Genomic DNA, 23,585 nt, shown 5'->3' with positions numbered 1-23,585 from the left:
TGCAGGGGGGACACACCATGTTTCGGAACGCAGCGGAACTAGTGGCGCAAGCTAAAGAGCAAAATGTAAAAATCGCAGAAATTATGATTCAATGTGAAATGCAAACAAGAAATATCTCACGTGAAGAAGTAATTGCTGGAATGGAAAAGAACTTAGTCGTGATGGAACAAGCAGTAGAACGCGGTATTCGTGGTGTAAAATCACCGACTGGTTTAACTGGCGGGGATGCTGTGAAAGTCCAAGCGTATATGCAGAGTGGAAAAGGCTTATCTGGAGATACGATTTTGGACGCAGTGAGTAAAGCTGTTGCGACAAATGAAGTAAATGCGGCGATGGGAATTATTTGTGCAACACCAACAGCAGGATCTGCTGGAACAGTGCCAGGTGTACTGTTTGCACTACAAGAAAAATTACAGCCGACACGCGAAGAAATGATTGAATTTTTATTTACAGCAGGAGCTTTCGGTATGGTTGTTGCGAATAATGCTTGTATTTCTGGCGCGGCAGGAGGTTGCCAAGCTGAAGTAGGTTCAGCAAGTGGAATGGCAGCTGCAGCAGCAGTTGAGATGGCTGGTGGAACACAAGATCAAGCAGCTACAGCGATGGCGATTTCATTAAAGAATATGCTTGGTTTAGTATGTGATCCTGTTGCAGGGCTTGTAGAAGTACCTTGTGTAAAACGTAATGCAGCAGGAGCTGCGAATGCCATGATTTCAGCTGATTTATCATTAGCTGGTGTAACTAGTACAATTCCATGTGATGAAGTCATTGAGGCGATGTTTAGAATTGGACAAACGATGCCAGTAGCACTTCGTGAAACAGCAGAAGGTGGCCTTGCAGCAACACCGACAGGTCGTCGTTTGCAAGAAGAGATTTTTGGTAAGAGTAACAACTAAAAGCATATCATATGATTAAAGTAAAAACGGAGCTCAAATAAAGTTGAGCTCCGTTTTTTATTTTTCTTTTGCTATTTCTTCTAATGTTTTTCCAAGATCGTGTGATCGTTTCGTTGCTTGTGTAATACATGAGATTAATGCTTGTTGAAAATTATGCTCCTTTAATACTTCAATACCTGCTTCAGTTGTTCCGCCAGGAGAAGTAATTTCTTTTCGCAAAATAGAAGGGTGTTTTTCGCTTGCTTTTAGCATTTCAGCAGAACCAATCATCGTCTGAAGAATAAGAGGTTTTGCAACATCTTCTTTTAAACCAATTTTTTTTGCTGCCTCTTCCAGTGCCTCTACCACGTAATAAATATAAGCTGGTCCACTTCCAGATAATGCAGTGATAGCATGCATATCTTCTTCTTCTGCAACAGAGACGAGACCAATCGTTTCAAATAAAGATGTTGCAGTGCGAATATGTTCCTCCGTTGTGTGTTCTGAAGGTGAGATAGCGGTAGCGGATTTTAAAATGGCTGCAGATGTATTTGGCATTGCACGAATAATCGGAACGTCTTTTTGAAGTAGGTTTCTAATTGAATGAGTAGAAACACCTGCTAATAATGAAATAATAAGCAAGTCATTATTTATGTATTCTTTAAGAGGAATAACCGCTTCTGCGACATCTTTTGGCTTCATAGCTAGAAAAAGAATATTTGCATCAGCAAGTAATTCCTTTTTATTATGTGTACCTTTGACACCGTATTTTTTATGTAACTCCTGTAATCTTGTCTCGTTAGAACGATTACTTACAGTGACGTGTTCTCCCTTAACAACATTTGCGTTTAATAAGCCACCAATAATCGCTTCGGCAATAGAGCCTGCACCGAGAAAGGAAATGTTTTGCATAGACATGATGTGCCTCCTTTAAATTTGGTTAGAAATACTTATAAATGTACATACATTCGTTTTTTTATGGAAAAGACCTCTTTTTATCTGAAAATAATGACAAATTTATAGGGAAGTTGTAAACTGAAGAGGTATTCATTTTTGAACCGGAAAAAGACAGGGGGGGCTAAGCATGACGGCGATTCATCGAATGGAGATTCCTGTTCCATTTGCAGTTGAGACAGTGAATGTGTTTTTAGTTGAGGGAGAAACATTAACGTTAATTGATACAGGGACAAATACAGAAGAAGCAAAGAAAGCACTAGAAAGTCAATTAGGTGCATTAGGATATAAGATAGAAGATATTGAAACGGTAGTGATTACGCATCACCATGCGGATCATTGCGGACTTTTAAATACATTTTCTGAAAAAGTAAAGATTATCGGACATCCTTGGAATGAACCGTGGATTACACAGAATGCTGAATTTTTAAAGAGGTATCATGAATTTTTTAAAGAGACAGCCTTGCAGTTCGGCGTTCCAGCAGTATTTCTGAATGGTGAGGCGTTATTGACGACGAAGACACTTAAATATTCTTGTAATAGATCGTTAACACATACCGTGAGAGAGGGAGATCGTATAGATTCCTTACCTGGATTTACAGTGATTGAAACCCCGGGTCATGCTTCCACTCATATTTCATTATATAGAGAATCTGATGGGATATTAATTGGTGGGGATGCTCTCATTAGTCATATTTCTTCAAATCCAATATTAGAACCGCCATATGAAGGGCAAACAGAAAGAGCGCATCCTTTATTGCAGTACAATCAAACGTTAAAACGTTTAAGTGAAATGAATATTTCACGGATTTTATCAGGGCATGGGGAAGATGTTCTGAATGTGAAACAACTTATTGAAACAAGATTACAAAAGCAAGAGACACGTGCTTTTAAAGTGCTTGAACTATTAAAGGAAAAGCCAATGACAGCATTTGAGGTGTGTGTAAAACTATTTCCGGTATTATATAAAGAGCAATTACCACTTACTATCTCAGAAACTGTTGGACAATTAGACTTTTTAGCATATAATCAACAGGTGATGATTGATGAATCTTCACAACAATTGATTTATTATGCAAAGTAGGTGACAGCAATGACGGGACGTTTACAAGAAAAAGTAATCGTCATTACAGGTGCTTCTAGTGGAATTGGAGAGCAAGTGGCAATGCAGGTTGCAGAGCAAGGGGCGACGCCGGTATTAATGGCTCGAACAGAAGAGAAGCTACAAGCATTAGCAGACAAAATTAAAGTAACTTATAATACGCCTTGCTATTACTATGTATTAGATGTAAGTGAAGAAACGAAAGTACAATCTGTTTTTTCAAAGGTATTACAAGAAGTAGGACGTATTGATATATTGGTAAATAATGCTGGGTTTGGTATTTTTAAAACGTTTGAAGATGCTTCAATGGATGAAGTAAAGGATATGTTTCAAGTAAATGTATTTGGATTAGTAGCTTGTACGAAAGCGGTATTACCTAATATGGTAAAAAGGAACGAAGGACAAATTATTAATATTGCTTCATTGGCTGGAAAAATTGCAACTCCGAAGTCGAGTGCTTATGCAGCAACAAAACACGCTGTATTAGGATTTACGAATAGTTTACGTATGGAGTTATCTAACACAAATGTATATGTAACAGCAATTAACCCAGGACCGATAGATACGAACTTTTTTGAAATAGCCGATCAATCAGGTACATATGTGAAAAATATGGGACGTTACATGTTAAAACCAACATATGTAGCAGAACAAATCGTAAAGGCGATGCAAACGAAAAAACGTGAAGTAAACTTGCCGAAGTGGATGGGAATGGGGCCAAAGCTCTACGCATTATTCCCAGGTTTATTTGAACGCGTTGCAGGCAAATCATTAAGTAAAAAATAGGAGATTTCCATATGGAAATCTCCTATTTTTTATTTTCCAGTCACATAATCGTAAACGATATCCTCAACAGCCTCGTATACATCAATTTCAGTATTTAAATGAATTATCATTTGAATATGTTTAATTAGCATTTCCTGATCCTCTTTTGAAACAGGATTACATTGATATTGCCGGAAACTTTTTATAATCATTTTCTCAATTAATTTTTTATTCATGTTTTTCCCCGCCTGTATGTATACATGTATTGTTTTATTGTACTTGAAGTGAAATGAAAATACTACTATGCACTATTTTTGCATAAAAATCCACTTGTGTATATTGCTTTTATAGCGAGGTTAATATTTTGAAGTTTTTAAAAATTATAAATATTTAATTGACTTTATAATTATGCAATATTATAATCAAACTTAATTTAAAGAATAGATATGAGGAGGAGCTTATGAAAGTCGCAATTATTGGAGCAACTGGATATGGAGGTATTGAGTTAATTCGGTTATTAGAGCAACATCCATATTTTTCGATAGCATCTCTCCATTCTTTTTCACAAGTCGGTGAATTTATGACAAATGTATACCCGCATTTTCGAAATGTTCTTGTCCATACGTTACAAGAAATTGATGCGGAGAAAATAGAGAAGGAAGCTGAAATTGTATTTTTAGCAACCCCAGCGGGAGTATCGGCAGAGTTAACACCAAAATTATTGGCAGTAGGTTTAAAAGTAATTGACCTATCTGGAGACTTTCGTATGATAGATCCCTCGTCATATGAATTGTGGTATAAAAGGCCAGCTGCACAGGAAGAACTTCTTAGGAAAGCAGTATATGGATTAAGTGAATGGAAAAGGCCTGAGATCCAAAATGCAAATTTAATTGCAAACCCAGGATGTTTTGCTACAGCTGCATTATTAGCGGTAGCGCCGTTAGTACGTAGCGGCATAATTGAAGAAGCTTCGATTATTATTGATGCGAAATCAGGAGTATCTGGAGCGGGCAAAACGCCAACAACAATGACTCACCTTCCTGAGTTATACGATAACTTACACATTTATAAAGTTAATCAACATCAGCACGTTCCTGAGATTGAGCAAATGCTTGCAGAGTGGAATCGTGAAACGAAGCCAATCACGTTTAGTACACATTTAATACCGATATCACGAGGGATTATGATTACACTTTATGCGAAAGTGAAAGAGGAAATGAAAATAGAGCAACTTCAAAAGTTGTATGAAGAAACGTATGAATACTCAGCTTTCGTTCGAGTTCGCTCGCAAGGAGAATTTCCAAGTCCGAAAGAAGTAAGGGGCTCAAATTATTGTGATATTGGGATAGCTTACGATGAAAGAACAGAAAGAGTTACGGTCGTTTCTGTTATAGACAATATGATGAAAGGTGCGGCAGGGCAAGCAGTTCAAAATGCAAATTTATTAGCGGGACTAGAAGAGACAACGGGTTTACAGCATATGCCGCTTTATCCATAAGGGGGAAATTATGATTAAAGCATCGTCTATTACAAAATTAACAAATGGTTCAATTGTTACACCAAAAGGCTTTTTGGCAATCGGTACTGCAAATGGTCTGAAAAAGGTGAAAAAGGATTTGGGTGCAATCGTTTGTGAGGTGCCAGCATCATGTGCCGCTGTGTATACAACAAATCAAATACAAGCAGCGCCGTTGCAAGTAACGAAGGAGAGCATAGCAGCAGAAGGGAAATTACAAGCAATTGTTGTAAATAGCGGCAATGCAAATGCTTGTACGGGGATGAAAGGATTGCAAGATGCTTATGAGATGCGAACATTAGGAGCGGAACACTTTGGAGTAAAAGAAAAGTACGTCGCAGTCGCTTCAACAGGTGTAATTGGAGTACCTTTACCGATGGATATCATTCGAAAGGGAATTGAATCTCTTGTGCCAACAAAGGAAGTAAGTGAAGCTTATTCTTTTTGTGAAGCAATTTTAACGACAGATCTTATAACGAAAGAAACTTGCTATGAGATGATAATTGATGGGGAAGCAGTGATCATTGCTGGGGTCGCAAAAGGTTCAGGGATGATCAAACCGAATATGGCAACGATGCTTAGTTTTATTACAACAGACGCCAATATAGAGCATGAAGTATTGCAAACAGCATTATCACAAATTACGAATCATACGTTTAATCAAATTACGGTGGACGGAGATACTTCTACAAATGATATGGTCATCGTTATGGCAAGTGGATTATCAGAAACGAAAACGATGAATATGGAACATGAAGACTGGGAAACTTTCGTAGTTGCTTTACAAAAGGTATGTGAAGATTTAGCGAAAAAAATTGCACAAGATGGTGAAGGTGCTACGAAGTTAATAGAAGTAAACGTGTTAGGGGCTAGAACAAATGAAGAAGCAAAGAAAATTGCAAAGCAAATAGTCGGTTCGAGTCTTGTGAAAACAGCGATATATGGTGAAGACCCAAATTGGGGGCGAATTATTAGCAGTATTGGACAAAGTGAAGTAGAGATTAATCCGAATACAATTGATATTACTCTTCAATCTATCGCTGTGTTAAAAAATAGTGAACCTCAAATGTTTTCTGAAGAGGAAATGAAAAAGAGATTACAAGAACATGAAATTATTATTGATGTGTATTTACATTTAGGAGAAGAGAACGGATCAGCTTGGGGCTGTGACTTAAGCTATGAATATGTGAAAATAAACGCTTGTTATCGTACATAAGGAGAGGGAAGATGAGCGATTATATTGTAGTGAAATGCGGCGGTAGCATGTTGAATCGATTAAATAGTGTCTTTTTTGATTGTATAAAGAAATTGCAAAATAAGTATAAGGTTGTTATTGTCCATGGCGGTGGCCCAGAAATTGATGCCAAGTTAGAAGACTCTAATATCGAGATAGAAAAGAAAGATGGATTAAGAGTAACGCCGAAAGAGGTTATGGATGTTGTTCAAATGGTGCTATGCGGAAGCACGAATAAAAAATTCGTAATGAATTTACAAAAACATGATTTACTTGCGGTGGGGCTTTCAGGATGTGACGGTAATTTACTTCAAGTTCAACCTGTTGGCGAAGCGATAGGATATGTAGGAGAAGTAAGTTATGTAGAAACAGCCTTACTAAAAGGGTTGATAGATATGAATTATATTCCTGTCATTGCCCCAATTGGGATAAATGGTAATGAGGTTTATAACATAAATGCAGATACCGCTGCAGCTGGAATTGCAGCCGCACTATCCGCAAAAGAACTCATTTTTATAACGGACGTAGATGGAGTATTACACGAAGGAAGATTGGTAAAGAAAACGGATGAATATGAAATTCTTACTTTTATAGAACAAGGCGTCATTACAGGTGGAATGATTCCGAAAGTACAGGCGGCACTTACATCGTTAAAAATGGGAGTGAAAAAGGCTAGTATTGTAAATGGTACAAAGGATTTTACTGAGGTTACAGGAGAGTGTGTTGGAACTACGGTAACAAAAGGAGTGAGTATCGTATGACAAGCCATCTTTTTCAAACATATGGAAGAAGAGAAATTGAATTTCTAAAGGGCAATGGAGCGAAAGTTATTGATAAAAGTGGTGAGCAATATTTAGATTTCACTTCTGGTATTGGAGTATGTAACTTAGGACATTGTCATCCTACGGTTGTAAAGGCAGTAGAAAAGCAACTTAGAAATATATGGCATATATCTAACTTATTTACGAACTCCTTACAAGAAGAGGTCGCATCATTATTAACAGAAGATACAGCATTAAATCATGTGTTTTTTTGTAATAGCGGGGCGGAGGCAAATGAAGCGGCTTTAAAACTAGCACGTAAGCATACTGGAAAATCTCTCGTAGTAACATGTGAGCAATCTTTCCACGGGAGAACATTTGGAACGATGAGTGCAACAGGGCAAGATAAAGTGAAAGAAGGATTCGGTCCATTACTTCCGTCTTTTTTACATATACCATTTAACGACATACGAGCATTAGAGGAAGTAATGAATGAAGAAGTTGCGGCGGTAATGGTAGAAGTTATTCAAGGAGAAGGAGGAGTAATATTAGCTGATCCATCCTTTTTGAAGGAAATTGAAAAACTATGTAATCAGTACAATGCTCTTTTTATTATAGATGAAGTACAAACTGGAATAGGCAGAACAGGAACACTATTCGCTTATGAGCAAATGGGAATAGTTCCTGATATCGTTACCATCGCAAAGGCGCTTGGGAATGGTATTCCAGTTGGAGCGATGATTGGCCGAAAAGAACTAGGTTCTTCTTTTACTGCCGGGTCACACGGTTCAACTTTCGGTGGGAATTATATTGCTATGACTGCAGCGAAAGAAGTATTGCAATTCATTAAGGAACAATCGTTTTTTAAAGAGGTACAGGAAAAGGGCGAGTACGTATTAAAGAAATTGCAAGAAGAATTACGACACGTTGAATGTGTTCAAAATATTCGTGGTAAGGGACTTATGATTGGAATCGAATGCAAGCATGAGGTTGCAAATGTCATAGAACAACTAGAAAAAGCAGGACTTCTCGTATTACAAGCAGGGACTAATGTTATAAGACTATTACCACCACTTATTGTAACGAATGAAGAGCTAGAACAGGCAATATATATGATAAAAAGAGTGGTTTGTACAAAAAATGCATCAATAATATAAGGGGGAAATTTCATGTCAACTGTACAAGTACCGAAATTAAATACGAAAGATCTTTTAACGTTAGAAGAATTGACGCAAGAAGAAATCATTTCTTTAATTGAGTTCGCTATATATTTAAAAAAGAACAAGCAGGAGCCTTTATTACAAGGGAAAATATTAGGTCTCATTTTTGATAAACATTCAACCCGTACTCGCGTTTCTTTTGAAGCAGGAATGGTACAGCTCGGAGGACATGGAATGTTTTTAAGTGGAAAAGAGATGCAAATTGGCAGAGGAGAAACGGTGTCAGATACTGCGAAAGTACTATCTCATTATATTGATGGAATTATGATACGCACATTTTCGCATGCGGATGTAGAGGAGCTTGCAAAAGAGTCCAGTATCCCAGTTATTAACGGTTTAACTGATGATCATCATCCTTGCCAAGCATTGGCAGATTTAATGACGATATATGAAGAAGTTCATACGTTTAAAGGAGTTAAATTAGCTTATGTAGGTGATGGGAATAATGTATGTCATTCACTATTGCTAGCGAGTGCAAAAGTCGGAATGAATATGACTGTTGCAACTCCCGTAGGGTATGAGCCGAATGAAGAAATTGTTAAAAAAGCATTAGCAATTGCTGATGAAACAGGGGCTGAAATTGAAATTTTACATAATCCTGAATTAGCGGTAAGTGGAGCAGATTTTATTTATACTGACGTTTGGATGAGTATGGGCCAAGAAGGAGAAGCAGAAAAATATACTTTATTCCAGCCTTTCCAAGTAAATAAAGAGCTTGTTATACATGCAAAGCAAACATATCGTTTCCTGCACTGCCTGCCTGCTCATCGTGAAGAAGAAGTAACTGGAGAGATTATAGATGGGCCACAGTCTATCGTTTTTGAGCAAGCTGGTAACAGGTTGCACGCGCAAAAAGCTTTATTAGTGAGTTTATTTAAAAATATAGAAGAGCCTTCCTAAAAGGGAGGTTTTTTTATATTGAAATGTCGGATGTATATTTAGTTAATTATCTCTATATCATTTATAATAAAAAGAGAAAACTAAATTTGTTTTTCATATCATGTAAGGACATACTAGATAAAAAAATATAGTTAAAGAGATGATGAATTTGAAAACAACTAAGAAAACATATTCGTTTTTTCAGCGGATGTGGAGAATATTAAAGTTTCAATATTTTAAGTTGCTTCGATCGCCAGAAGGAGCAAAGAAAGTGTCGCTAGGTTTTGCTATTGGATTTGGTTTAGAAATGTTGGTGATTTATACGGCATCTCTCGTATATTTAATATTTTATCCAATTGTAAGGTTAGCAAAGGGATCTTTTCCAGCCGCAGTCATTGGTAATATTATTGGGAAAATATCGTTTCTCCCAGTATTTTTATTTCCGTTTGCTTATGCGCTAGGAAAAATGATTTACCCATTTCATGTACAGAAAATACATCATGAACCATTTACGATATCAGATTTGTTTTCGAGCCATATTTTTACGATGTTAAAGAGCTTATTACAGAGTGAAGTGTATGTATTAATTGGTATGACGATAATAGGAATTGTGTTTGGGGTAATTTCATATTTCGTTGTGCATTATTTATATGAAAAGAATCGTAAGTTACGTTTGAAGAAAAGAAAGAAACAAGTGAGAGAACCACTTGTTCAAATATAAAGAATGTCACATTCATTTTCTCCTTTGAATATGTTTAAGAAAAAGGGGGAGAGAATGAATGTATTATTACTATGTACCTCAAGTATATCCATATACAAATTATTATCCTGTGACTGGAGTGAGACAGCAATTCGGAGTATATCCGCAGCAACAAATACAGCAAATGCAGCAAATGCAGCAAATGCAACAGCCTGAGCAGCAACTTGTTCAAGAACGAAAACCGTATTTAATGACATGGCCGTATTCAAATGTATACTATGGTAATTATTACGAATCATAAAGCTGCTTCTATTTAGAAGCAGCTTTATGCGTTTGTTTTCAAAATTAAATTTTGAATGGTTTTAAGAGAATAAATGAGCTTTTCACGCTCTTCCTCAGATAATGTTTGAAAATTTTCTTTTAGTTTTCCTAAAATGAATTGCTGATACTGACTTACTAACATTTTCCCTTCAGTTGTTAGGGAAATTAAAATGACCCTTCGATCTTTTTCGCTATAATGACGCTCTATTAGCTCTTCTTGAATAAGTTTGTTTAATAGAGGGGTCATGTTAGGCCGTGAAATCGCTAGCCGCTTGCCAATTTCTGAAACTGCTAATGTACCATTTTCATGCAAAAGCAGTAACACTTGCGTATGTGATGGCGGCATATGTCTTTGAGAAGAAAACTCTCCAGGAAGCATAAATTTGCGATAAAAAAGAGGCACTAGCGAAAGAAGATGATCAACAATACGTTCCCACTCGCGTGATTCCATATAACGGCCCCCTTCCACTATCATTGTAACAAAAAAGACAAGGTATAAAAATAGAATTGTTTCATGGTAGCCTTAATATTTGTAGGATAACACTTGCTTTGTAAATGTATTGGCAATAATCGTATAACCGTTATCATTTGGGTGTACTTGGTCAAATAGTAAATCTTTTTTATCCTTCGATATTAATTTGCGAATTGGTAAAACAATCGACGGTTGATGTGCTTTTGAAATAGAATAAATAGAATCATTCCAACCATCTAAAAACATATCTGCATAACTTGCGATGGAGTCATCTAGTTGTAAAGGGTTATAGAGTTCAGATAGAATGAGTAAAGCATTCGGATTTTGATCTCGAACGGTCTTTACAATGTTTTTTACATCCGTTTCAAAACGGGCTTTTTCTTTATTTAACATTTTAATACCATCTATAACACCTACATCACGATTTAAGCGGAATAAATTATTTGCTCCAATATTAATAGTAATTATATTTGCTTCCCTAATTTTTTGTTGAACTTCTTCTGACTGGACTTTTTTAACGAGACGATCTGTAGTGAGACCATTTACACCGAGGTTTTCTACCCTAATTGGTTTATGAATTTGTCCTTCTAATTGTTTAGAAGCTAATTCGGCAAATCCCCCTTGTGTAGATCCATATCCTTTTGCAAGTGAATCACCTAATACGAGGTGATAAAAGGAATCATTCGTTTGCTTATCAATCCAACTCGGAGCAGATGTTTTTTCTGTTTTTCTTTCAGTTTCTTTTTGTTTTGTCTCATCGTTCTTTTCAAAATTAGAATAAGAAATGATTAGAAGGAGGAGACAAACAATTGTTAAGATGACTTTTCTCATAAATTCATCCTCCTTGTAATTGGTAATTGTATCATATTCAGCAGTATTAGCAATGTAAGGGCATATTATATGTTTATGAAAAGTTTATAATAACTTTACAGAAAATTTGTAGAAGTGTGTCAAAAAATATTGACGATATGAAAGCACTTTAGATATGATAATGTCAGATAAGGTGAAGATTATCGCTCTAATAGAAGAAAAAAGGTATGTGGTTAGAGACTGATAGAGATTCACTTCATTATTTTGGGGTAATTGTATAAGGGGGATTTTTTGTGAAAAAGTCAAAAAAAATGCTAGCTGGAGCAACACTTGCTATTGGCGTTATAGCACCGCAAGTGTTGCCAACAACAGCTCAAGCAGAGGAAAAAGCTGGGGAGAGTACAGTTAACTTACGAATTTTAGAAACATCAGATATTCACGTTAACTTAATGAATTACGATTATTATCAAACGAAAACAGATAATAAAGTAGGTCTCGTGCAAACTGCAACACTTGTTAATAAAGCACGTGAAGAAGCGAAGAACTCTGTCCTATTCGATGATGGGGATGCACTGCAAGGGACACCGCTTGGAGATTATGTAGCGAATAAAATAAATGATCCGAAGAAGCCTGTGGATCCTAGTTATACACATCCATTATATCGTGTAATGAATTTAATGAAGTATGACGTCATCTCTCTTGGAAATCATGAATTTAACTACGGTTTAGACTATTTAAACAAAGTAATTAGTAAAACAGAGTTCCCGGTTATTAACTCAAACGTCTATAAGGATGATAAAGATAATAATGAAGAGAACGACCAAAACTACTTTAAACCATATCATGTTTTTGAAAAAGAAGTAGAAGATGAATCAGGTCAAAAACAAAAAGTGAAAATTGGCGTAATGGGATTTGTTCCACCTCAAGTTATGAACTGGGATAAAGCGAATTTAGAAGGAAAAGTGAAAGCAAAAGATATAGTTGAAACAGCGAAGAAAATGGTGCCAAAAATGAAAGCAGAAGGTGCAGATGTTATCGTTGCACTAGCGCATTCCGGTGTTGATAAGAGTGGATACAACGTTGGCATGGAAAACGCGTCGTATTATTTAACAGAGGTTCCTGGTGTAGATGCAGTATTAATGGGACATTCACATACTGAAGTGAAGGATGTATTTAATGGTGTTCCTGTTGTAATGCCTGGTGTCTTTGGAAGTAACCTGGGTATTATTGATATGCAATTGAAAAAGGTAAACGGAAAATGGGAAGTACAAAAAGAGCAATCGAAGCCGCAACTTCGTTCGATTGCTGATAGTAAAGGGAACCCATTAGTACAATCTGATCAAAGATTAGTTAATGAAATTAAGGATGATCATCAAGCGACAATTGATTATGTGAATACAGCTGTAGGAAAAACGACAGCGCCAATTAATAGTTATTTCTCATTAGTACAAGATGATCCTTCTGTACAACTTGTGACAAATGCACAAAAATGGTATGTAGAAAAGCTATTCGCTGAAAACGGACAATATAGTAAATATAAAGGAATTCCAGTATTATCTGCAGGAGCACCATTTAAAGCGGGTGGCCGAAACGGTGCTACATATTATACGGATATTCCAGCAGGCACATTAGCAATTAAAAACGTAGCGGATTTATATGTATATCCAAATACATTATATGCTGTAAAAGTAAATGGGGCACAAGTGAAAGAATGGCTTGAAATGTCTGCAGGTCAGTTTAATCAAATTGATTCAAAGAAAACAGAAGAACAGCCGTTAGTAAATATAGGCTATCCTACATATAACTTTGATATTTTAGATGGCTTAAAATACGAAATTGATGTAACACAACCGGCGAAATACGATAAAGATGGAAAAGTTGTAAATGCAAATACGAATCGTATTATAAATATGACGTATGAAGGGAAGCCAGTAGCTGATAATCAAGAGTTCATCGTCGCTACAAATAACTATCGTGGAAGTAGCCAAACGTTCCCAGGTGTAAGTAAAGGGGAAGTTGTATACCAATCACAAGATGAAACACGTCAAATCATTGTGAAGTATATGCAAGAAACACCAGTTATTGATCCAGCAGCAGATCAAAATTGGACGTTTAAGCCGATTGTTGCAGATAAATTAAATACAACATTTGATTCTTCACCAAATGCACAAAATCATATAAAGAAAGATGGAAAGATATCATATGTTGGACCATCTGAAAATGAATTTGCTAAATATGCAATTGATATAACGAAGAAGAATGATGATAAGGAAACTGGTGGAGAGAATCCAACAACACCGCCAACAGGTGAAGGCAATAACGGAGAAAATCCAACGACACCACCAACAGGTGAAGGCAATAATGGAGAGAATCCAACGGCACCGCCAACAGGTGAAGGCAATAACGGAGAAAATCCAACGACACCACCAACAGGTGAAGGCAATAATGGAAATGAACCAAAACAAGATGGAAATAATACAGGATCTGGACAAACTACAACGGATAATCAAAACTCAAAAGAAACAACAACTGTAAGTGAAAATAAAGAAGAACGTGATTTACCGAAAACAGGTACAAGTGTTGCTTCTACAATTGGAGCAGGTCTGGCGTTTGTTGGAGCGGGATTACTTATGTTATTTAGAAGAAAGAAAGCGAATAGATAGCGGAGAAATATAAAAAGGATTACCGATTAAGGTAATCCTTTTTATTATATTATGAAACTGGTACTGCTTTTTCTTTCTTCCATGAAAGGCCAAATCCAGTAAAGCCGACGATAATCGTTAAGACTGGGCAAGCTAAACAGAAGATTGCGTATGGAAGGTAATCGAATGTTGGAACGCCAAGGACGTTTGTTAAGAATACGCCACTTACACCCCATGGTACGAGCGGGTTAATGACTGTACCTGCATCTTCTAATACGCGTGATAAATTACGACGTTCTAAACCGACTTCATCGTATTTATTAGCGAATGCTTGTCCTGTTAAAACGATGGATAAGTACTGCTCACCAAGTAAGAAGTTTACACCAATTGCAGTTGAAGCAGTAGAAATAATTAAGCGTGTGCTATTTTTTACGAAGCTAGAGATAATATTCATCAGCTGCGCTATAATACCCATTCCTTGTAATAATCCTCCCATACAAAGAGCTAGGAAAATAAGAGCAATCGACATCATCATACTTTGTAGACCACCGCGAGATAGTAAGCTATCAATGTCTTTAATACCAGTTTTAGAAACGTAGCCATCTTGCATAATTTTCATTAAATCAGCTAAAGAAGTGCTAGGTTTAAAAATAAAGAGAATAATAATTCCTACCACAATTCCTGCAAGCAATGTTGGAACTGCTGGAACCTTTTTAAATGCGAATAGGAACAGTAATAAAATTGGAATAAGTGTAACGATAGAAATCGTTGTGTTTTTTTCTAACGTGCTAATAAAGTTTGTGAAGTCAACGTCTCCACTAGTACCGCTTCCTAAAATGAAAAATGCGATAAAAGCAATAATGAAAGCAGGAACTGTTGTCCAAAGCATGTTGCGAATATGCTCAAATAAATCTACACCCGTTACAGCAGGAGCTAAGTTTGTTGTATCAGATAAAGGAGACATTTTATCTCCAAAGAATGCACCAGAAATAATTGCACCAGCGATCAGAGCTGGATCGTATCCGAGAGCACTACCCATTCCCATAAAGGCAAGTCCTACAGTTGCGGCAGTTGTAAATGCACTACCGATACTCGTTCCAACAATTGCACAAACTACAAAAACAGTAGGAACGAAAATTTTTGGAGATACAAGTTGGAATCCGTATACCATTAAAGTTGGAATTGTTCCAGCTGCGATCCAAACACTAATTAATACGCCCACAAGTAAGAAAATAAAAATAGATGGAATACCAGCTGAAATACTACTGATCATCCCTTTTTCCATAGTAGACCAAGAGATTTTTTTCATAAATCCAAATGCTAATAAAAGAACGATACCAAATAAAATGGGGATGTGTGGTGAAACTTCTAATTGGATAACACTAAAGCCAATACAGAAAAAGATAAATAATGTTAAAAGAACAGATTCAATTTTTGAAACCATTGTTTTTCCCTCCTAAGTAATTTAAAATAGCTCTTTTTTATATAAAATTCGCCAATATTGTATATTTCCTTCTAAAATTTAGAATTTTGTGACAAATTACCGGTAATTGTCAACATCTCAATATGATACGGAAATGATTGGATAAAAAAACGCCCCTGCATATAATTATGCAGGGACGAAGAAATCGCGGTACCACCCTAGCTTGTGAAAGGAGTGTATCACAAAATAAAGGGTCATATGATATGCGCTCATAAAATAAAAACGCCCCTGCAATATATGCAGGGACGAAAAATTCGCGGTACCACCCTAAATTGTGAAACAGTTTCATTTCACCACTCTTTAGACATAACGGTCTAAACCGTCTTTCACTACTCCTCACGTTTCGTAAAAGAAGCTCCAGGGGGTAATTCATAAATCGCTCTGTACTGGTTCGCACCGACCACCAGCTCTCTGAAATCAGAAAACGAAATACTACTAAATCCTATCAACGCCGATTCATATGATGTTAGTTAAATTTTTATCATATATTCATCATACATGTCAATAAAAACATTCGATATTTTTTTAGGGAAATAAAGGAAAAATGTTTTTCACACTGTAAAAATGTGCGTTATAATGAATTTGAAAGGGGAGGAAAGAGTGAAGAAAAAAATAATTCTTTTTACCACCTTACTAGTCGTTGGCGGAAGTGCTGGAATTTACACAGCTTTTGCAGCTGAATCAGAGAAGTCGAAACAAAAGCAAATACAGCAGTCAGAAGTGAAGAAAGTGAAAGAAACTGAAGAGAAGAAATCGATGGAAAAAGCAGCTACTAAACTAGGAGTTTCTACTGAGGGGAAAACAAAAGAAGAGGTTACAAAAGAAGTAGATACCGCTAGATTTGAGCAGCGCCATGATTTGTTAATTGAGCATGCTAAGCAACTTGGAATTGATACAGAAGGAAAAAAAGATGAAGAGATTATTTTAGAAATTGGAAAGATACAACATGGAAAGTAGAACAACTTATCGTATGATAAGTTGTTCTTTTTTGAGAACTGTTTGATTTAAAAATAATTGACAGTCATTTGTTTTTAATGTTAACTATATTTATAAATAAGTTAACATTAGGGGTGACAATTGTGGCTGTTAATAGTAACACGAGTGAAAAATCGTCTTATACATATGAAGAATTATTGAAGAAGAATAAAGATTACGTATGGCACCCATTTACACAAATGAAAGATTATTTAGAAGAAGATCCTGTCATTATTGAACGTGGAGAGGGAAGAAAGCTATACGATGTAAATGGAAATGAATATTGGGACGGTGTTTCGTCTATTTGGTTAAATGTTCATGGGCATCAAGTACCAGAACTAGATGAGGCAATTCGCGAGCAATTAAATAAAATTGCTCATTCTACTATGCTAGGACTTGCTAACGTTCCATCTATTTTATTAGCAGAAAAAATAATTGAAGTTGTACCAGAAGGTTTGAAGAAAGTATTCTATTCAGACTCTGGTTCTAGCGCCGTTGAAATTGCAATTAAGATGGCCTTTCAATATTGGCAGCATAAAGGAAAACCGAAAAAACAAAGATTTGTTACATTAAAAGAAGCATATCACGGTGATACGATAGGGGCTGTTTCAGTAGGAGCAATAGACTTGTTTCACCAAGTGTATAGTTCACTATTATTTGAGGCAATTAAAATGCCGTATCCATATACATATCGTTCTCCTTATGGAGATAATAAGGAACAAATTGTAAAGAAACATTTAGAAGAAATGGAAGAAATGCTACAAGAAAAACATGAAGAAGTAGCAGCTATTATTGTGGAGCCATTAATGCAAGGTGCTGGTGGGATGATTACAATGCCAAAAGGATACTTAAAAGGGCTTCGCGATTTATGTACAAAATACAATGTATTATTTATTACAGACGAGGTAGCGACTGGATTTGGGCGTACCGGGAAAATGTTTGCATGTGAACACGAGGATGTGACGCCAGACATTTTAACAGCCGGAAAAGGTTTAACAGGTGGTTATTTACCAGTGGCAATTACGGTAACGACAGATGAAATTTATAATGCCTTTTTAGGAGGCTATGAAGAACAAAAAACGTTTTTCCATGGTCATAGTTATACAGGGAATCCGTTAGGGTGTGCCGTAGCAATTGCAAATTTAGAACTATATGAAAAAACTAATTTAATAGAAGATGTTGCGCATAAAGCAGAATATGTAGCGGCACAATTAGAAGCTCTTAATGAATATAAGCACGTAGGAGATATTCGTCAGTGTGGGCTAATGGTTGGTATTGAACTTGTGAAGAATAAGGAAATGAAAGAATCGTTTGAATGGACAGAAAGAGTCGGCGTTCAAGTATGTAAACGTTCAAGAGAGCTGGGCATGATTTTGCGACCACTCGGTAATACGATTGTATTTATGCCTCCTCTTGCATCTACGGTGGCTGAGATTGATGAGATGTTACGCATTTTATATAAAGCAATCTCGGATGTTACGGAGGGAGAGTAATGAGTGGTTTCTTTATAACAGCAACGGATACAGAAGTTGGCAAAACGGTAGTGACAGGAGCATTGGCAGGCATATTTCGAGAGCGTGGACATAATGTTGGTGTATATAAACCGTTGCAAAGTGGACATGTTGCATCAAATCCTGAGGGTGATGCAGCAAGATTAAAAGCATTATCGGGTGTACCGACAGAAGAAGATGAAATTTGTCCGTATTCCATTGAAGAACCACTTGCTCCGAGACTTGCTATGAAAAGAGCTGGAAGGACGGTAATGTTAAAAGAAATTACTGCTCACTATAATGAACTACTAAAAGAGTTTAATAGCCTATTGGTAGAAGGAGCTGGTGGGCTTGCCGTCCCATATACAGAAGACGCTTTAGTAATTGATTTTGCAAAAGAATTAGAGCTCCCTCTTATTGTAGTAGCGCGTCCGACACTAGGGACAGTTAATCATACTGTCTTAACAATTTCTTATGCAAAGGCACACGGTTTAACAGTAGCAGGTGTAATTTTGTCTGGTTGTAAAGAATGTGAAAAAGAAAGAGTGCAAGAAAACAAAGAAATGATTGAGGAGTTAAGTGGAGTACCTGTTTTAGGTTTATTACCATTCCTTGAAGGTGAGTTTACAAGGGAAGAATTATTGGAATCGGTAAAAGAACATATTATGATTTCAAAATTAGAGGAGCTCATCCAAAATGAATCAAATGTGGCGCACGCATCTTCAATCTAAAGTAGAACAATTAAAGGAGCAAGGGCAGTATCGTAATTTACATGTAACAGAGAAAGCGGAAGAGACATGGCTTATTCGAAATGAGAAAAGGATGCTAAATTTAGCATCAAATAATTATTTAGGGTTAGCTGGAGATGAAAGGTTGAAAGAAGCTGCTATTGCCTGCACAAGAAAATACGGAACTGGAGCGACAGCATCTCGTCTCGTTGTAGGAAATTATCCACTGTATGAAGAGGTTGAGAGAAGTATATGTGATTGGAAAGGTACTGAAAGAGCATTAATCGTAAATAGCGGGTATATAGCAAATGTAGGTGCTATATCTGCTTTAGCCTGTCGTCACGATATGGTTTTTAGTGATAAATTAAATCACGCAAGTATTGTTGATGGAATTATATTAAGCGGAGCAGAGCATAAAAGATATCGTCATAATGATTTGGATCATTTAGAAAAGATGTTGCAAATAGCGTCACCAGAAAAGAGAAAATTAATCGTAACAGATACGATTTTTAGTATGGATGGAGATATTGCATATTTGAGAGGCTTAGTTCAGCTGAAAGAGAAATACGGGGCGATCATTATAGTTGATGAAGCACATGCAAGTGGAATATATGGAATCGGTGGAGCAGGATTATCTCATGTAGAAAAAGATATTGCTCAAAAAATTGATATACATATGGGGACGTTTAGTAAGGCTTTAGGGTGTTATGGTGCGTATTTAACGGGTGATTCCATTTATATAGAGTATTTACAAAATATGATGAGAAGCTTGATTTTTACTACAGCTTTACCACCAGGAACATTAGGGGCGATCCGAAAAGCAATTGAAATTGTGAAAGAAGATAACGAAAGAAGAGAGCGAATTATAGAGAATGGTGCATATTTCAGGACGCATTTACAAGAAGCTGGTTTTGATATTGGAAATAGCTCAACTCATATTGTACCGATTGTAGTTGGGTCAAATGAAAATACTTTACGGTTTAGTGAAAGGTTACAAGAGGTAGGTATCGCAGCCATTGCAATTCGTCCGCCGACTGTTCCAGTTGGTAGTTCTCGAGTCCGTTTTGCAGTTACGTCACAACATACAATAGCCGATTTAAAATGGGCTATTCAGCATATTATACGCATTGGCAAAGAAGAGGGGTTTTTAGTATGAAAGAGCTAAAGCTTATTTTTATTCCAGGATGGGGAATGGAAGAAGGTGTTTGGACTTTGGTTCTGCCGTATTTTAAAGGATATTCTGTTCAATGTATAGATTGGCGTAACGTGAAAGAACAAAGTGAATTTGCGGGGCGAATAATAGATGTAGCGCAGGATGAAAATGTAATTTTAGTTGGATGGTCACTAGGAGCGTTAGCGGCAGTACAAGCTTATAAAAAGATTAAGACCCAAGGTATGGTACTAATTGGTGGTACCGCTAAATTTACCAATACAAGTGACTATACAAGTGGATGGAATTCCTTGCATGTAGAACGTATGAAAAAGAATTTAACGAGAAAAAAAGAAGATACTTTGAAGCGTTTCTATGAAAATATGTTTACAAAAAGTGAGCTGAGGGAGAATACGAGTTTTGAAGAGATTGCGCAGAAGTTTAAAGGAGACTCGATTCAGTCTTTACAATTAGGCTTAGATTATTTAATAGAAACAGATATGAGAAATGAAGTAATAGATATGAAAGCCCCGCTGTTACTCCTTCATGGAGAGCAGGATGTAATATGTCCATTGTCTGCAGCCCATAGTATGGCGAATAATACGAATGCTAATCTAAAAGTAGTAAGCGGTGCTGGGCATGCATTATGTGTAACGAATTTTGAATATTGCGCAAATGAAATTATTCAATTTGTAGAGGTGATACGACATGATCAACAAAACGTTACTGCAAAAACGGTTTAACGGGGCGGCTGTATCCTACGATCAATATGCAAATGTACAAAAAAAGATGGCGCATTCGTTACTTTCTACATTGAAGGAACGATATAGTGAAACATCATCGATACGTATTTTAGAACTTGGATGCGGGACAGGATATGTAACAGAGCAATTATCAAATTTATTTCCGAAAGCTCATATTACAGCTGTGGATTTTGCTGATGAGATGATTGCAGTCGCGAAAACTAGAAAAAGTTTGGAAAATGTGATGTTTCGATGTGAAGATATTGAACAATTAAAATTAGAAAATCCATATGATGTCATCATTTCAAATGCTACATTTCAATGGCTTAATGATTTAAAAGAGACAGTGAAAAATTTATTTAACTATTTGTCTGAAGAAGGAATATTATTATTTTCCACGTTTGGTAATACGACTTTTCAAGAATTGCATACGTCTTTTCAGCGTGCTAAGAAAGAAAAGGGGATACACAATTGTACTTCAATAGGACAACGATTCGTTTCGAAAGAACAGTTAGTGAATATATGCAAAAATCCATTAGGAAATGTACATGTTTCTGAAACGTGTTACATAGAAAGCTTTACAGAAGTTAGGGAGTTTCTACATTCTATTCGAAAAGTAGGGGCAACCAATAGTAATGAAGAGTCTTACTGTCAAAGCCCTTCACTCTTTCGTACGATGCTTCGTATATACGAAAGAGACTTCACGGGAAAAGAAGGGATAATGGCAACATATCATGCTTTATTTACGTATATAACAAAAGAGGGGAAGAGATGAAATGAAACAAGTACAAACAAAAAGGGATTGGAAAAAACTTGCATACGACGTAATAGAAGAGAAAATGATTACGAAAGAAGATGCAATTGCAATATTAGAAGCTGATGATACAGAGGTTTTAGAAATTATGAATGCAGCTTACATCATTCGCCATCATCATTTTGGTAAGAAAGTAAAGTTGAACATGATTATAAATACGAAATCTGGATTATGTCCTGAAGATTGCGGGTATTGTTCACAGTCTATTATTTCAGAAGCACCGATTGATAAGTATGCATGGTTAACACAAGAGAAAATTGTTGAAGGAGCGCACGAAGCAATTCGTCGTAAAGCAGGTACATATTGTATTGTTGCATCTGGTCGTCGTCCGACGAATAAAGAAGTAAATCACGTTATTGGAGCAGTTAAGGAAATTCGTGAAACGACAGATTTAAAAATTTGCTGTTGTTTAGGATTTTTAAATGAAGATCAAGCAGGTCAGTTAGCAGAAGCTGGTGTGCATCGTTATAATCACAATTTAAATACGCATGCCAACAATTATGATAGCATTTGTTCAACGCATACGTATGACGATCGTGTTGATACAGTCCAAAAAGCGAAGCAAGCCGGTATTTCTCCATGCTCTGGAGCAATTTTCGGAATGGGAGAAACGATTGAACAGCGCGCTGAAATTGCATTTGAATTACAACGTTTAGATGCGGATTCTATTCCATGTAATTTCCTTGTTGCTGTAAAGGGTACTCCGCTTGAAGGACAAAAAGAATTAACACCTGTAGAATGTTTAAAAGTGCTGGCGATGATGCGTTTTGTAAATCCAACAAAAGAAATTCGTATTTCAGGTGGGCGAGAACTTAATTTACGTTCTGTACAGCCACTTGGTTTATTTGCAGCAAACTCTATCTTTGTCGGGGACTATTTAACAACAGCTGGACAAGAGCCGACTGCGGACTGGGGTATGATTGAAGATTTAGGGTTTGAGATTGAAGAATGTGCGCTATAAGATAGATGAAAAGCAAACTCTTTAAAGGGGTTGCTTTTTTTTGTAAATAAAATGTAATAAAAGTCCATTAACGCTTGATAGTAGTCACTTTTGGACGAGAAAAATAATTTTGTGGACGAATTTTCCAAGCCCTAATTGTACATAGTAAAAATGTAATTTATATCGGGTTGGAGGATTTTACATGTACAAATACATATTAACTATTATGACCTGTCTGATTTTAATAAAAGCGATAAGTGCTGATCCAGTTAAGGCGGCTGAAAATCCTGAACAAAAAGAAATGCAACAAAGAATTGAACAGCATTTTCGAACGAAAGCTGAACATTTTGGGCTTGAAACAGAAGGAAAAGATTTAAAAGAAGTGAGGAAGGAAATTTCTATTATAGAAGAAGCGGAAAAGAGAGAAAATGTGTGGAGAACAGCACAAGCTCTTCGTATAAAAACAGAAGGAAAAACGATGGATGAATTAATAGAAGATGTACGAAAAAAGGTGAGAAAATAAAAAAAGAGGCCTTAGCCTCTTTTTTAAGCCCATTGTTTTGATAAATGAGCCATTTCGATCGCAGCAACTGCCGATTCATATCCTTTATTACCAGCTTTTGTACCTGCACGTTCAATCGCTTGTTCAATTGTTTCTGTCGTTAATACACCGAAAATAACTGGAATGTCCGTTTGTAGTGATAAAGACGCAACACCTTTTGCTACTTCATTACAAACGTAATCGTAATGTGTTGTAGCACCGCGAATTACTGTACCTAATGTAATAACAGCATCATATTTTCCGCTATTGGCCATCTTTTTAGCGATTAAAGGAATTTCAAATGCACCAGGAACCCATGCAACATCAATATCATTCTCTTCTACACCGTGACGCTTTAATCCATCTAAAGCTCCGCCAAGTAACTTACTTGTAATAAACTCATTAAAACGTCCAACAACAACCCCAACTTTTAATCCTGTACCAACTAAATGACCTTCGAATACCATAAT

The 23,585-nt window shown here is 36.4% G+C and carries 25 protein-coding genes and 1 other annotated feature; of the genes, 19 read left to right on the top strand and 6 right to left on the bottom strand.

Annotated features, from left to right (window positions below):
• Nucleotides 1–17 precede the first annotated feature (17 nt).
• Nucleotides 18–896, top strand: coding sequence for an L-serine ammonia-lyase, iron-sulfur-dependent, subunit alpha (gene sdaAA / locus AC1DS7_RS17880; protein ID WP_002033842.1), 879 nt, complete (start codon nt 18–20; stop codon nt 894–896).
• A gap of 57 nt (nt 897–953) precedes the next feature.
• Here the strand turns inward: sdaAA and proI are convergent, their stop codons facing one another.
• Complete coding sequence (gene proI / locus AC1DS7_RS17875) at nt 954–1,793, bottom strand: pyrroline-5-carboxylate reductase ProI (RefSeq protein WP_476999143.1); 840 nt, start codon at nt 1,791–1,793, stop codon at nt 954–956.
• A 166-nt stretch (nt 1,794–1,959) separates the two neighbouring features.
• On the opposite strand from proI, the gene AC1DS7_RS17870 reads away from it, so the two are divergent.
• Together AC1DS7_RS17870 and AC1DS7_RS17865 are read left to right on the top strand one after the other, a co-directional pair.
• Nucleotides 1,960–2,913, top strand: coding sequence for an MBL fold metallo-hydrolase (locus tag AC1DS7_RS17870; protein WP_002014957.1), 954 nt, complete (start codon nt 1,960–1,962; stop codon nt 2,911–2,913).
• Between the two features lie 9 nt (nt 2,914–2,922).
• Nucleotides 2,923–3,717 carry an SDR family oxidoreductase gene (locus tag AC1DS7_RS17865; protein WP_002143077.1) on the top strand — a complete coding sequence of 265 codons (795 nt, stop codon included), beginning with the start codon at nt 2,923–2,925 and terminating at the stop codon, nt 3,715–3,717.
• A gap of 29 nt (nt 3,718–3,746) precedes the next feature.
• Here AC1DS7_RS17865 and AC1DS7_RS17860 read toward each other — a convergent pair whose 3' ends face one another.
• Nucleotides 3,747–3,932, bottom strand: coding sequence for a YqzH family protein (locus AC1DS7_RS17860; protein ID WP_002033845.1), 186 nt, complete (start codon nt 3,930–3,932; stop codon nt 3,747–3,749).
• Nucleotides 3,933–4,156: 224 nt separating this feature from the next.
• On the opposite strand from AC1DS7_RS17860, the gene argC reads away from it, so the two are divergent.
• The 7 genes from argC (at nt 4,157) to AC1DS7_RS17825 (ending at nt 10,307) form a co-directional block, all read left to right on the top strand.
• Nucleotides 4,157–5,194: an N-acetyl-gamma-glutamyl-phosphate reductase gene (argC, locus tag AC1DS7_RS17855; RefSeq protein ID WP_476999142.1), complete on the top strand. Its 1,038-nt coding sequence runs from the start codon at nt 4,157–4,159 to the stop codon at nt 5,192–5,194.
• Nucleotides 5,195–5,204: 10 nt separating this feature from the next.
• The gene (argJ, locus tag AC1DS7_RS17850) at nt 5,205–6,428 is read left to right on the top strand and encodes a bifunctional glutamate N-acetyltransferase/amino-acid acetyltransferase ArgJ (RefSeq protein WP_012261678.1); all 1,224 of its coding nucleotides are present in this window, start codon (nt 5,205–5,207) and stop codon (nt 6,426–6,428) included.
• An 11-nt stretch (nt 6,429–6,439) separates the two neighbouring features.
• Entirely contained in the window at nt 6,440–7,207 is a 768-nt protein-coding gene (argB, locus tag AC1DS7_RS17845; protein WP_002143074.1) for an acetylglutamate kinase, read from the top strand.
• Nucleotides 7,204–8,364, top strand: coding sequence for an acetylornithine transaminase (locus AC1DS7_RS17840; protein ID WP_476999141.1), 1,161 nt, complete (start codon nt 7,204–7,206; stop codon nt 8,362–8,364). The genes argB and AC1DS7_RS17840 overlap by 4 nt, the downstream gene beginning before the upstream one ends.
• Nucleotides 8,365–8,376: 12 nt before the next feature.
• Entirely contained in the window at nt 8,377–9,327 is a 951-nt protein-coding gene (gene argF / locus AC1DS7_RS17835) for an ornithine carbamoyltransferase (protein WP_002014968.1), read from the top strand.
• Between the two features lie 148 nt (nt 9,328–9,475).
• A complete protein-coding gene (locus AC1DS7_RS17830; RefSeq protein ID WP_002088510.1) occupies nt 9,476–10,027 on the top strand; it encodes a DUF2062 domain-containing protein in 552 nt (183 codons plus the stop codon).
• Between the two features lie 58 nt (nt 10,028–10,085).
• Nucleotides 10,086–10,307 carry a hypothetical protein gene (locus AC1DS7_RS17825; protein ID WP_016100650.1) on the top strand — a complete coding sequence of 74 codons (222 nt, stop codon included), beginning with the start codon at nt 10,086–10,088 and terminating at the stop codon, nt 10,305–10,307.
• A gap of 24 nt (nt 10,308–10,331) precedes the next feature.
• Here the strand turns inward: AC1DS7_RS17825 and AC1DS7_RS17820 are convergent, their stop codons facing one another.
• Both AC1DS7_RS17820 and AC1DS7_RS17815 read right to left on the bottom strand, forming a co-directional pair.
• Nucleotides 10,332–10,778: a MarR family winged helix-turn-helix transcriptional regulator gene (locus tag AC1DS7_RS17820; protein WP_002088507.1), complete on the bottom strand. Its 447-nt coding sequence runs from the start codon at nt 10,776–10,778 to the stop codon at nt 10,332–10,334.
• Nucleotides 10,779–10,850: 72 nt separating this feature from the next.
• Nucleotides 10,851–11,630: a GDSL-type esterase/lipase family protein gene (locus AC1DS7_RS17815; protein ID WP_002143069.1), complete on the bottom strand. Its 780-nt coding sequence runs from the start codon at nt 11,628–11,630 to the stop codon at nt 10,851–10,853.
• A 272-nt stretch (nt 11,631–11,902) separates the two neighbouring features.
• Here AC1DS7_RS17815 and cpdB point away from each other — a divergent pair, with 272 nt between their 5' ends.
• Nucleotides 11,903–14,272 carry a bifunctional 2',3'-cyclic-nucleotide 2'-phosphodiesterase/3'-nucleotidase gene (gene cpdB, locus AC1DS7_RS17810; RefSeq protein WP_476999140.1) on the top strand — a complete coding sequence of 790 codons (2,370 nt, stop codon included), beginning with the start codon at nt 11,903–11,905 and terminating at the stop codon, nt 14,270–14,272.
• Between the two features lie 49 nt (nt 14,273–14,321).
• Here the strand turns inward: cpdB and nhaC are convergent, their stop codons facing one another.
• The gene (gene nhaC, locus AC1DS7_RS17805) at nt 14,322–15,695 is read right to left on the bottom strand and encodes a Na+/H+ antiporter NhaC (protein WP_002033855.1); all 1,374 of its coding nucleotides are present in this window, start codon (nt 15,693–15,695) and stop codon (nt 14,322–14,324) included.
• Nucleotides 15,696–15,972: 277 nt separating this feature from the next.
• Nucleotides 15,973–16,192 (bottom strand) — a binding site (T-box leader).
• 142 nt (nt 16,193–16,334) lie between these two features.
• On the opposite strand from nhaC, the gene AC1DS7_RS17800 reads away from it, so the two are divergent.
• The 8 genes from AC1DS7_RS17800 to AC1DS7_RS17765 all read left to right on the top strand — a co-directional run bounded on the left by AC1DS7_RS17800 (nt 16,335) and on the right by AC1DS7_RS17765 (nt 23,097).
• Nucleotides 16,335–16,691 (top strand): hypothetical protein, encoded by a 357-nt coding sequence (locus AC1DS7_RS17800; RefSeq protein ID WP_002143066.1) that lies wholly within the window; start codon nt 16,335–16,337, stop codon nt 16,689–16,691.
• A 77-nt stretch (nt 16,692–16,768) separates the two neighbouring features.
• A complete protein-coding gene (gene bioA, locus AC1DS7_RS17795) occupies nt 16,769–18,202 on the top strand; it encodes an adenosylmethionine--8-amino-7-oxononanoate transaminase (protein WP_215589127.1) in 1,434 nt (477 codons plus the stop codon).
• The gene (gene bioD / locus AC1DS7_RS17790) at nt 18,202–18,930 is read left to right on the top strand and encodes a dethiobiotin synthase (RefSeq protein WP_215588478.1); all 729 of its coding nucleotides are present in this window, start codon (nt 18,202–18,204) and stop codon (nt 18,928–18,930) included. Before bioA ends, bioD begins: the two co-directional genes overlap by 1 nt.
• Nucleotides 18,896–20,083, top strand: coding sequence for an 8-amino-7-oxononanoate synthase (gene bioF, locus AC1DS7_RS17785; RefSeq protein WP_215588477.1), 1,188 nt, complete (start codon nt 18,896–18,898; stop codon nt 20,081–20,083). Before bioD ends, bioF begins: the two co-directional genes overlap by 35 nt.
• Entirely contained in the window at nt 20,080–20,820 is a 741-nt protein-coding gene (locus AC1DS7_RS17780) for an alpha/beta fold hydrolase (RefSeq protein WP_002143059.1), read from the top strand. Before bioF ends, AC1DS7_RS17780 begins: the two co-directional genes overlap by 4 nt.
• Nucleotides 20,786–21,595, top strand: coding sequence for a malonyl-ACP O-methyltransferase BioC (bioC, locus tag AC1DS7_RS17775; protein WP_033734236.1), 810 nt, complete (start codon nt 20,786–20,788; stop codon nt 21,593–21,595). Before AC1DS7_RS17780 ends, bioC begins: the two co-directional genes overlap by 35 nt.
• Before the next feature lies 1 nt (nt 21,596).
• The gene (bioB, locus tag AC1DS7_RS17770; RefSeq protein ID WP_215588476.1) at nt 21,597–22,595 is read left to right on the top strand and encodes a biotin synthase; all 999 of its coding nucleotides are present in this window, start codon (nt 21,597–21,599) and stop codon (nt 22,593–22,595) included.
• A 181-nt stretch (nt 22,596–22,776) separates the two neighbouring features.
• Nucleotides 22,777–23,097 (top strand): hypothetical protein, encoded by a 321-nt coding sequence (locus AC1DS7_RS17765; RefSeq protein WP_002088493.1) that lies wholly within the window; start codon nt 22,777–22,779, stop codon nt 23,095–23,097.
• Between the two features lie 23 nt (nt 23,098–23,120).
• On the opposite strand, the gene ribH is transcribed toward AC1DS7_RS17765, so the two are convergent.
• Entirely contained in the window at nt 23,121–23,582 is a 462-nt protein-coding gene (gene ribH / locus AC1DS7_RS17760; protein WP_000230892.1) for a 6,7-dimethyl-8-ribityllumazine synthase, read from the bottom strand.
• Nucleotides 23,583–23,585 lie beyond the last annotated feature (3 nt).

This window comes from Bacillus sp. P4_E1 (assembly GCF_056401715.1).
This window is presented reverse-complemented; position numbering and strand designations above follow the sequence as displayed.